We start from the raw sequence: 10,808 nt of genomic DNA on the forward strand, positions 1-10,808 counted from the left end.
AGTATAACGGCCGACCTGCGGGGCATTCCGTACCCGGGAGGAGCAGGCAGATGGAACATCGGCTGCCGGCAGGCACGCCCGGCGAGGCGGGCGGCGTCCCGCTGCCCTGGGGACGGCTGCATTTCGAGCAGATTGCCGCGGCCCTGGTCGCCGATGACCTGGTGGCCGAGCAGGACCGCGAGCGCATGCGGTTTTCCGCGCAGGGCGCACGCAACGCCAGTGAAGTGCATCCGCTGGTACTGCTGTCCAACCTCAAGCTGGCCGCCACCGGCGGCGGCGAACTGACCCTGGAGCGCCTCACCGAGTGGCTGGCCCGGCGTACCGGCAGCCGCTACCTGCGCATCGACCCGACCCGGGTCGACGTCGCTGCGGTGACCGCGCTGGTCTCCCACGCCTACGCGCGCCGCCACCGTTTCCTGCCGCTGGCGGTGGATGCCGAGCGCGTGCTGGTGGCCACCAGTGAGCCACTGGTGCAGGAATGGCGCCGCGACCTGCAGCACCTGACCCGCCGCCGCATCGAACTGGCGGTGGTCAACCCGCTGGACCTGCACCGCTACACCATGGAGTTCTACGGAGTGACCCGCTCGGTGCGCGGCGCCCGTGGCGACGTGCGTGGCGAGGCCAACACCACCCTGCCCAGCTTCGAGCAGCTGGTGGAGCTGGGCCGCACCGGCGACGTCAATGCCGACGACCAGCACATCGTGCACATCGTCGACTGGCTGCTGCAGTACGCCTACGAACAGCGCGCCTCGGACATCCACCTGGAGCCACGCCGCGAGATGGGGCGCATGCGCTTCCGCATCGACGGCGTGCTGCACAAGGTGTTCGAGGTACCGCCGGCGGTGATGACCGCCGTGGTCAGCCGCATCAAGGTGCTCGGCCGCATGGACCTGGCCGAGCGCCGGCGCCCACAGGACGGCCGCATCAAGACCCGCTCGCCGGGCGGCCGCGAAGTCGAGATGCGCCTGTCGACCATGCCCACCGCCTTCGGCGAGAAGTGCGTGATGCGCATCTTCGACCCCGATGCTGCCTTCAAGAGCATCGACCAGCTCGGTTTCAGCCCGCAGGAAGCGGCCGGCTGGAATGCGCTGGTCGAGCGCCCGCACGGCATCGTGCTGGTGACCGGCCCGACCGGCTCGGGCAAGACCACCACCCTGTATTCCACGCTGAAGCGGCTGGCGACGCCGGACGTGAACGTCTGCACAGTAGAGGACCCGATCGAGATGATCGCGCCCGAATTCAACCAGATGCAGGTGCAGACCAACATCGACCTGGACTTCGCCAGCGGCGTGCGCACCCTGCTGCGGCAGGACCCGGACATCATCATGATCGGCGAGATCCGCGACCTGGAAACGGCGCAGATGGCGGTGCAGGCCTCGCTGACCGGCCACCTGGTGCTGTCCACCCTGCATACCAACGATGCGCCGTCGGCGGTCACCCGCCTGCTCGACCTGGGCGTGCCGCATTACCTGCTGGCCAGCACCCTCAACGGCATCCTCGCCCAGCGCCTGGTGCGCACGCTGTGCCCGCACTGCAAGCAGCCGCACAGCCTCGGCGCCGCAGATTGGGCGGTGCTGGCTGATAGCCATGCTGCATATCCAGATGCCGCCACGCCCTGTCGGCCGGTCGGTTGCTTGGAGTGCCGGCGCACCGGATTCCTTGGCCGCATTGGGCTGTATGAGTTGCTGCCATTGGGCTCGCGGCTGCGCGGGCAGATCCGTGCCGACATGGATCTGGCCGGTTTCAGCCGGGCCGCACGGGCTGAAGGGCTGCGAACCCTGCGCCAGGCCGGGCTTGAAAAGGTGGCGCAGGGGCTGACTACAATCGAGGAAGTCCTGTCAGTCCTGCCGCCCCCGGATGAACCCAGCCCCGTTCCTGATCCTTGAAACCGGCCGCCCGGTACCGTCGCTGCGCCGCTACGGGCGCTTTCCGCACTGGATCCGGGTCGCCGCCGGGCTGGAAGAACACGAGACGGTGGTGGTCGATGTCGAACACGGTGGCGCTCTGCCCGACCCACATGCGTTCGCTGGCGTGCTGGTGACCGGCTCGGCCGCCTTCGTCACCGACCACGCCGAATGGAGTGAGCGCAGCGCCGCATGGCTGCGCCAGACCGCCCACGACGATCTGCCGGTGTTCGGCATCTGCTACGGCCACCAGCTGCTGGCACACGCGCTGGGTGGCGAGGTGGCCTACAACCCGGCCGGGCGGGAATCGGGCACGATCGAGCTGGAACTGCAGCCGCAGGCGGCGCAGGACCCGCTGTTCCAGGGCCTGCCGCAGCATTTCGCCGCCCATGCCACCCATCTGCAGACCGTGCTGCGCGCACCTGATGGCGCCGAAGTGCTGGCACGCTCACCACTGGACGGCTGCCATGCCTTCCGCTGGGGCCGCCAGGCCTGGGGCGTGCAGTTCCATCCGGAATTCGCCACCCACCACATGCGCGGCTACGTGCGCGCCCGTGCCGACTGCATCGGTCGCCACGGCGGTTGTGCCCGCAGCATCGAGCGTGCGGTCAGCGCCGCGCCGCTGGCCCGCCAGCTGTTGCGCCGCTTCGTCCGCCAGGCGCGGCTGTCTTCAGCCCAGCCGGCGGCAAAACAGGGATAATCGGCGGCACGGGCAGCCGCCCGGCCCCCTCCTGTCCTTCCCGGATGTCCATGAAAGAGATTCGCAAGCTGCCGGCTTCGGCGGGCGCCCAGTGGTTGCTGGATACGTTCTCGCTGTACCGGCGTGCGCCGCTGCAGCTGGCCCGGATCGGCCTGACCTGGCTGCTGGTGAGCTGGGTGGTGACCTTGCTGTCGACGCTGATTCCCGGCGCCGCCGGCATGGCCGTACAGCTGATGACCCTGGCCATCTCGCCGATCATGTTCGGCGGCATGCTGTATGCCGTGGGCGAGATCGACGAAGGCCGCCCGGGCCTGGCTTCGCACCTGCTGCAGCCGATCCGCGACCACCGCGTCAGCCACCTGCTGGTGCCGCTGGCGATCCAGGTGCTGGCGGTGCTGCTGCTGGGCGCGCTGCTGTTCCTGATGATCGGCCGCGAGGGCTTCACCGCCTTCAGCGAGGTCATGACCAAGATGGAAGAGATCAGCCGCAGTGGCCAGCAGATCAAGCCGGACGATGCAGCGGCGCTGGTCGCCAACCTGCCGGCCAAGCGCATCGCACTGTGGATGCTGCTGGTGTTCCTGAGCGCGGTGGCGCTGTCGCTGGCGATGTTCACCCAGCCGGCGCTGGTGGTGTTCGACAAGCAGAGCGGCATGCATGCGCTGCGCCTGAGCCTGCAGGGCTGCATCGAGAACGTCGGCGCGATGTTCGTGTTCGCCGCACTCGGCCTGATCGCCGCGTTCTGCATGTACATCCTGTTCGTGATCGTGATCCAGATCGCGATGCTGATCGGTGGCCCGCTGGCCGCGGCCTTCATCGCCCAGCTGGTGCTGACCACGGTGCTGATGCCGCTGTATGTCGGCGCGGTCTACGCCGCGTGGAAGCAGATGTTCGTGCACCGCGGCAGCCGCGCGGCGCCGCCGATTCCGACCACGCCGACCTCGAGCGACGTGTTCCACGCCTGACCGGCCCCACCGGTAGCGCCGGGCCATGCCCGGCGGTGGCATCACATCGAACCCGGCACGCCGGGCATGGCCCGGCGCTACCGCATCAGGCGGCAGGTTTCTTCACTACCGACGACGGCACCAGCCAGCGTGCGGCGTGGATGCCCAGCTCGTACAGCAGGCACATCGGGATCGCCAGCATCAGCTGCGACACCACGTCCGGCGGGGTCAGCACCGCCGCCACCACGAAGATGCCGACGATCGCGTAACCGCGGCCTTCCTTGAACTGCTGCGGCGTCACCCAGCCGAGCAGCACCAGGATCACCATCGCCACCGGCAGTTCGAAACTGCCGCCGAAAGCGAAGAAGATCGCCAGCACGAAATCCAGGTAGGCATTCGCATCCGGAGTGATCGCAATCACGTCCGGGCTGAAGGTGGTCAGAAAATGAAACACCGCCGGGAGCACCAGGAAGTAGGCGAAGGCGCAGCCGGTGTAGAACAGCAGTACCGACGACACCAGCAACGGCACCGCCAGGCGCTTCTCACGCGCATACAGGCCCGGGGCAACGAACGCCCACAGCTGGTACAGCAGCCAAGGCACCGCCACGAACAGGGCCACGAAGAAGGTCAGCTTCAACGGTGCGAAGAAGGCACCGGCCGGGTTGGTGGCGATCATCGTCTGCCCGTTCGGCAGCTGCGACACCAGCGGTTCGGCCAGCGCGTTGTACAGCTTCTGGGTAAACGGCAGCAGGGCCAGCAGCACCACGCCCAGGCCCAGCAGTGCGCGCACCAGGCGGCCGCGCAGTTCCACCAGATGTTCGACCAGCGAGCTTTCGCCGAAATCCTGTTCACTCATGGCTGGCGCTCCGTGCTCTGCGGCGGCGGCGCACCGGCTTCAGGGGGTGTCGCCGGCGTCGGCTCGGGAGCAACGCTCTCCTGTGCCGGCGCATCGGCATCGGGCGCAGCGCTCATATGCGGCGGCAGATCCGCAGGCGCCGGTGCGCGAACCTCCTGCGCCAGCGTATCGCCCTGCTGCTGGGCCTCCTGCGCTTCGCGACGGATCGCTTCACCGCTGGCGCGCAGCTGGTTCTCGGTGTCCTGCATGCCCTGGCGCACGTCCTGCATCTGCCGCTTGATGTCCTCGGCCTGCAGTTCGCGCTCCAGTTCCTGTTTCACCGAATCCCACTGATTGCGGGCACGACGCACCCACAGGCCGGCGAAGCGGGCCGCCTTGGGCAGGCGCTCGGGACCGAGCACCACCAGGGCGACCACTGCAATCACCAGCAGTTCGCTGAAGCCAATATCGAACACCGCAACCGCTCCGGATCAGCGAGCGTTACGGTCGTGCTCGTCCTGCGCAGTGCGCGAGGCGTCCTGGCTGCGCGACTCATCGCCCAGCTGCGCGTTCGGCTTGTCTTCGTCGCGCATGCCCTTCTTGAATTCCTTGACCGCCGAACCGAGATCCTTGGCGCCGCTGGTCAGGCGCTTGGTGCCGAACACCAGCAGGACGATGGCCAGCACGACCAACCAATGCCAGATGCTGAAACTGCCCATAAAGACGCTCGTTACGTTAGTGATCAGGCTGTCGAGCATAGCGCACCGGGTGTTAGCCGGCGCGCGTGACGAAAGTCAGTTTCCGCCCAGCGTTTCCGTGCGGATTTCGCCGTCGTTGACCGGCTGGAAACCCTGCTGCTGCGGCGGCGGGTTCTGCGGCACGTTCTGCAGCGGCGCGGTGGTGGCCTCGGCTGGGGCGGCCGGCGCTGCCTGAACAGGCGCCGGAGCAACCGCCGGGGCCGCTGCCGGACGCGGGGCGCTGCCGCCGTTGCCGCTGCGGTTGTTGCGCGCGGCGTAGGTGGCCTCTTCCAGGCGATCGCGGAAGGCGACCACATCCATCGACGGCGAACCGGCGGCGCGGCCTTCGAAGATCATGCGCGGCGTGGTGTTGCTGCCGTATGCATCCAGATTGGCGGCATCATCGATCTGCAGCACCGCACCATCCAGCGCGACACCGGCGAACAGGCCGCGTGCGCGCGACCAGGACCAGATCTCGGCCTTCAGCTGGCCGTCGGTGGCAGCGGCGGCATTGCGGCCGACCGGGCCGGCGGCGACACCGGCATCGGCGCCCAGCGTGAACTTGCCGTTGACCAGATTGTCCAGGCTGCGGTCGTTGCGGAACACCAGCACCACATCGGAGGACTGCACACCGGCCTGGAAGCCGATGCTGCCGCCAGTGAGCTTCACGAACACCGGATTGGACCAGGCGCCGTTGGGCATGCGCACCGACATCAGGCCGTGGCCACGGCGACCGCCAATGACCAGACCGGCCTTGATCGTGTCGGGAATGACGATGACCGCGCGGCCTTCGTCGAGCAATTTGTCCGGAATGCCCTGTTCAGGGATTTCCTGGATTTCAGCCAGCACGCGCACGGCATTGCGGGCACGCTGGTCTTCCTGCGGTCCGGCCATGGCCTGGCTGGACAGCAGGCTGGCGGCGATCAGCAGGGCTTGGATCGGGCGACGCATGGCAGGCTCCAGAAGTCAGTCCATAGGAAGATATAGCAAGTGACTGAAATTAGTAGTGTTGTCATGAATCTCCAATGAGCGTTCCCTGCTCACATTGACGCGCGCTATGCCTGCAATCCGAACCCTGCATCCCGGCACGGCGCCGGATCGGCGACAATACCGCCCATGCTCGACGCACCCGATACCGCCGTGCTGGCGGTCAACCTAGGCACGCCCGAGACGCCGACGGCCCCCGCCGTACGCCGTTACCTGGCTGAATTCCTGTCCGACCCCCGCGTGGTCTCGATCCCGGCACTGCTGTGGCAGCCGCTGCTGCGCGGGTTGATCCTGCCGCTGCGCAGCGGCCGTTCGGCGGCCAAGTACGCCCAGGTCTGGCTGCCCGACGGCTCACCGCTGATGGTGCACACCCGGCAGCTGGCGCAGGCGATGCAGGCCCTGCTGCCGACCCTGAAGGTTCGCCATGCGATGCGCTATGGCGAACCCGCCCTGGCCAGCGAGCTCGACCGCCTCGCCGCCGAAGGCGCGCGTCGCATCGTCGTGCTGCCGTTGTACCCGCAGTACTCCACCACCACCACCGCCTCGGTCGAAGACCGCGTCGATGCGTGGCAGCGCCGCAACCCGGGCGTAACCGTCAGCCTGGTGCGCGACTACTCGGTCGATCCGGGCTGGGTCGAGGCCGTGGCCGGCTCGATCCGCCGCTACTGGGAACAGCACGGTCGCGGCCAGAAGCTGATGTTCTCCTTCCACGGCATCCCGCAGCGCCTGGCCGATGCAGGCGATCCGTATCCGCAGCGCTGCGAGGCCAGTGCACAGGCCATCGCCAGGGCACTGGAACTGGGCAGGGACGAGTGGCAGATGGGTTACCAGTCGCGGTTTGGCCGCGAGCGCTGGCTGCAGCCCTATGCCGAACCCAGCCTGTGGGCGCTGGCCGAATCCGGCGTGAAGCAGATCGACGTTGTCTGCCCGGGCTTTGCCACCGATTGCCTGGAAACGCTGGAGGAAGTGGCGCTGGGGTTCACCGAGACGCTGGCCGAGCGCGGCGCGACGATGCGCTACATCCCGTGCCTCAACGCCGATCCGGAACACGCTCGCGCCCTGGCGCGGCTGGCCGTGGCCTCGCTGGTATGAGTCTGCAGCCGTTTGAACTGGAGGTCGGTGGCGCGCGCGTCGCCGGCCTGCGCAACCACGGCGACGGCCCGCGCGTGTTGGCCCTGCATGGCTGGCTCGACAACGCGGCCAGCTTCGTGCCGCTGGCGCCGCATCTGTCGTCGCTGCAATTGGTGGCGATCGACCTGCCCGGTCACGGCCACAGCGCGCATCTGCCGGCGGGTGCCAGCTACACCACGGCCGCCGCGATCTGCCACGTACTCGATGTCGCCGATGCACTGGGCTGGGACCGCTTCAACCTGCTCGGCCATTCGATGGGCGCCGGCATCGCCAGCCTCACCGCCTCGGTCAGTGATCGGGTCGAACGGCTGGTGGCGATCGAAGCACTCGGCGGCCTGCGTGGTCCCGAGGAAGAAACCGCCAACCGCCTGCGCGAGCATGTGAATGCCACGCGTGGGCTGGCACGAAAGCAGTTACGCGTGTTCCCCGACCTCGCCGCGCCGATCCGCGCGCGGATGATGACCAACCAGCTCAGCGAACGCTGTGCACGGCTGCTGGTCGAGCGCGGCGTGGAGCCTGTCGAAGGCGGCTACCGCTGGTGCAGCGACCCGCGCCTGATGCTGCCCACTGCGATCCGCCTCAGCGAAGGCCAGATCGACAACCTGCTGCAGGCCATTGCCTGCCCGACGCAGGTGATCTACGCCACGCCGGCACAGTCCTACTATCCCGAGCCGATGCGCAGTGATCGCCTGCAACACCTGCGCAATGGCCGTCTGGCGGTGTTTGCCGGCAACCATCACCTGCACATGGAAGATCCGGAACAGATCGCAGATGTGATCCTGCACTTCTTCAACAACGACAACGGCGGCTGAGCGCAGGCACTGGCGCGCTTCACTCTGCGCGTCTGCGGCCGATACATCAGTTGCGGGCCCTTGCGTCCGCAGCACGCAGGTCCGGTCGGGCCTGCGGCGTGTGTCTGGTTCTGCAAGGAAGTCCGCATGCCCGCTCCATTGCACCGCCACCACACAGGATGTGGTCACGGTGTCCGTCTCCGCGTCGCTGATCGCGTCGCATTCCCCGAATTCCCGGCTCGCGCCCTGGTCACGCACTCCTGCGTGCGCCGCGGCGTGGCCGTTGTCGTTTGCTGATCCAGGAGTCGCCGATGTCCGTTGCATCCTCCCGTCCCCCCGATACCGCCCGACTGCCGCATCTGCAGCAGCTCGCCCGCCGCGCTGACCGCCGCCTGCTGATCGGCAGCGCGGTCCTGGCCCTGGCTGGCCTGGTGCTGGCCCTGCGTGGTCCGCAGCTGCAGGCCGCCGCGTTGGTGGCCGTCGCCGTGCTGCCAGCCGCGTGGTTCGGCGGACCGCAGGCGGGCCGGGCCGTCGCCCGCAACGGCTTGGCATTGCTGTTGTCGCTGCAGCTGGCCGTGTTGTGCGCGATCGCCGGCCTGTCACCGGCGTTGCCGATTGCCCTGCTGCTGGGCGTGCTGCTGGGCCACCGCGATCGCCTTCCGGTGTGGCTGGCCGGTGGCGTCGGCACGCTCGCGCTGCTGGCACCGCTGCAGGCGGGCGCTGCCGCGTGGCCAACGCTGCTGCAGGCCGGCATGTTCGCGGGCCTGACCTTGTTCCTCGGCCAGGTCGCACTGCGCCTTCGGCAGCAGACCGAGGCCCTTGGCCATGGCCCGCATCGGCTTGCCGCGCTGGCACGTGACATCGCCACCGGTGCCGATCTTGGTGCACATGCCGACACCAGCGCCTATGCACCGGGTTCACTCGCCCACGCCCTGGCCGACACTGCACGCCACGTGCAGGCCCAGCGTCGACGCGAGGCGACGGCGCATGCGGAGAACGCGCAGATCCGCCAGGCGCTGGATGCCTCGCGCACCGCGATGATGATCGCTGACAACGACCACGTGATCCGCTATGTGAACCGCTCGGTGGTAGCCCTGCTGCGCAACCAGCAGGCGACGCTGCGACAGGCCTTCCCCGATTTCGACGCCGAACGCCTGGTCGGCAGCAGCATCCATCGTTTCCATGCCAACCCGGACCGTATCCGCGCCATCCTCAACGGCCTGCAGGTCACGCACAACGGCAAGGTGCAGATCGGACCGGTGCACTTCGCCCAGGTGGTCACCCCGGTGTTCGACGCGCAGGGCATGCGCCTGGGCTTCGCCGTGGAGTGGCATGACCGCACCCATGAGCTCGCGCTGGAGAACGCCGTGGCCGGCATCGTTGCAGCGGCAGCGGCCGGTGACCTCGACCAGCGCCTGCAGGCCACTGAAGGTGCCAGCTTCCTCGATGGCCTGACCGGTGGCATCAACCAGCTGCTCGATACACTGGGCAGCACCGTCAACGAAGTGCGGCAGATGCTTTCGGCATTGGCCAACGGTGATCTGGATCGGCGCATGCACGGCGAGTATCACGGCGCTTTCGCTGCGATCCAGCGCGATGCCAATGCCACGGCCGGGCAGTTGGCACGCATGGTCGGTCGCATCCAGGAATGTGCGGCGTCGATCAGTACCGCCGCCAGCGAGATTGCCGCCGGCAACGGCGCATTGTCCGAGCGCAGTGAGCGCCAGGCCGCGCACCTGCAGGAGACTGCAGCATCGATGGAGGAACTCACCGCCACCGTGCGCCAGAACGCCGCCCATGCGCGTGAGGCCAGTGCGTTGGCCGCCTCCACGCAGAGCGCTGCCAGTGACGGCAACACGGCCATGCAGCGGGTGGTGGATACCATGCAGGCCATCGAAGGTGCCTCGAAGCGGATCGGCGACATCACCGGCGTCATCGACGGCATTGCCTTCCAGACCAATATCCTGGCGTTGAACGCAGCGGTGGAGGCGGCACGCGCCGGCGAGCAGGGCCGAGGCTTTGCCGTGGTGGCCAGCGAGGTGCGCGTGCTGGCACAGCGTTCGGCGGCGGCCGCACAGGAGATCAAGAAGCTGATCGACGAAGCAGGCCGGCAGGTGGGCGAAGGTGCCCAGCTGGTGGCCGACGCCGGCCAACGCATGCAGGGCATTGTGGGCGGCGTGGAGGATGTCAGCCACCTGATGCGCGAGATTTCCGCAGCGTCGCAGGAGCAGTCCATCGGTATCGAGCAGATCAACCAGACCGTGGTGCAGATGGATCAGGCCACGCAGCAGAACGCGGCGCTGGTGGAAGAAGCCACCGCTGCCGCACGTGAGCTGCAGTCGCAGGCGGGGACGCTGACTGAGGCGGTCTCGGTGTTCCGCCAGCAGGAAGCACATGAGGAGGCTCTGGTCGCCTGATCCCGTTTTTCAGGTGATCCCGATGAAGACGGCGCCCGCGGGGCGCCGTTTTTTTGCGTGTTGTGCGTGATGGGTCACGCCGGTAGCGGCCCGCACTGGTTGGCGCCGTGGTTTCTCGCGGAGAGCATCCACGCGCGGCGTGGACCTATTTGGCAAACGATTGCGGCGCGGGCCTGCTGTGGGTTAGTTGGCAACCTTGGTTGGCGCCTGGGTTCCTCGCGGAGAGCATCCACGCATGGCGTGGATCTACCGCTGATCCCTCTGCCATCGGCAGTCGCCAACCTTGGTTGGCGCCGCCGCTCGCGGCGGTTCCATCAACGCGTCTGCCGGCCAGTGGCCGGCATTACCCGGTATTTCCTGCGCAC

At 68.0% G+C, this 10,808-nt stretch carries 10 protein-coding genes; 6 read left to right on the forward strand and 4 right to left on the reverse strand.

The genetic code is table 11. From position 1 onward, the window contains the following. The first annotated feature begins 50 nt into the window (after positions 1–50). The 3 genes from N5D45_RS07615 to N5D45_RS07625 are packed head-to-tail and all read left to right on the forward strand — an operon-like array spanning position 51 to position 3,566. Entirely contained in the window at positions 51–1,886 is a 1,836-nt protein-coding gene (locus tag N5D45_RS07615; protein ID WP_049413208.1) for a GspE/PulE family protein, read from the forward strand. Beyond that, the gene (locus N5D45_RS07620) at positions 1,858–2,604 is read left to right on the forward strand and encodes a glutamine amidotransferase (RefSeq protein ID WP_010482408.1); all 747 of its coding nucleotides are present in this window, start codon (positions 1,858–1,860) and stop codon (positions 2,602–2,604) included. Before N5D45_RS07615 ends, N5D45_RS07620 begins: the two co-directional genes overlap by 29 nt. Positions 2,605–2,654: 50 nt before the next feature. Then, positions 2,655–3,566 carry a BPSS1780 family membrane protein gene (locus N5D45_RS07625; RefSeq protein ID WP_164194174.1) on the forward strand — a complete coding sequence of 304 codons (912 nt, stop codon included), beginning with the start codon at positions 2,655–2,657 and terminating at the stop codon, positions 3,564–3,566. Between the two features lie 85 nt (positions 3,567–3,651). On the opposite strand, the gene tatC is transcribed toward N5D45_RS07625, so the two are convergent. From tatC to N5D45_RS07645, 4 genes are all read right to left on the reverse strand, one after another. Beyond that, positions 3,652–4,401 (reverse strand): twin-arginine translocase subunit TatC, encoded by a 750-nt coding sequence (tatC, locus tag N5D45_RS07630; protein WP_010482410.1) that lies wholly within the window; start codon positions 4,399–4,401, stop codon positions 3,652–3,654. Further along, positions 4,398–4,856 carry a Sec-independent protein translocase protein TatB gene (gene tatB / locus N5D45_RS07635; RefSeq protein WP_010482411.1) on the reverse strand — a complete coding sequence of 153 codons (459 nt, stop codon included), beginning with the start codon at positions 4,854–4,856 and terminating at the stop codon, positions 4,398–4,400. Before tatB ends, tatC begins: the two co-directional genes overlap by 4 nt. Positions 4,857–4,871: 15 nt before the next feature. Then, positions 4,872–5,099 (reverse strand): Sec-independent protein translocase subunit TatA, encoded by a 228-nt coding sequence (gene tatA / locus N5D45_RS07640; RefSeq protein ID WP_005420453.1) that lies wholly within the window; start codon positions 5,097–5,099, stop codon positions 4,872–4,874. 75 nt (positions 5,100–5,174) lie between these two features. Continuing rightward, positions 5,175–6,068 carry a YSC84-related protein gene (locus N5D45_RS07645; RefSeq protein ID WP_010482416.1) on the reverse strand — a complete coding sequence of 298 codons (894 nt, stop codon included), beginning with the start codon at positions 6,066–6,068 and terminating at the stop codon, positions 5,175–5,177. Between the two features lie 165 nt (positions 6,069–6,233). On the opposite strand from N5D45_RS07645, the gene hemH reads away from it, so the two are divergent. The 3 genes from hemH to N5D45_RS07660 all read left to right on the forward strand — a co-directional run bounded on the left by hemH (position 6,234) and on the right by N5D45_RS07660 (position 10,443). Then, a complete protein-coding gene (gene hemH, locus N5D45_RS07650) occupies positions 6,234–7,196 on the forward strand; it encodes a ferrochelatase (protein ID WP_164194176.1) in 963 nt (320 codons plus the stop codon). Next, complete coding sequence (locus N5D45_RS07655) at positions 7,193–8,047, forward strand: alpha/beta hydrolase (RefSeq protein ID WP_010482418.1); 855 nt, start codon at positions 7,193–7,195, stop codon at positions 8,045–8,047. The genes hemH and N5D45_RS07655 overlap by 4 nt, the downstream gene beginning before the upstream one ends. Before the next feature lie 290 nt (positions 8,048–8,337). Continuing rightward, the gene (locus N5D45_RS07660; RefSeq protein WP_164194179.1) at positions 8,338–10,443 is read left to right on the forward strand and encodes a methyl-accepting chemotaxis protein; all 2,106 of its coding nucleotides are present in this window, start codon (positions 8,338–8,340) and stop codon (positions 10,441–10,443) included. Positions 10,444–10,808 lie beyond the last annotated feature (365 nt).

Origin of the sequence: Stenotrophomonas sp. GD03819 (genome assembly GCF_029841665.1) — a bacterium.
Lineage (GTDB): Bacteria > Pseudomonadota > Gammaproteobacteria > Xanthomonadales > Xanthomonadaceae > Stenotrophomonas > Stenotrophomonas geniculata.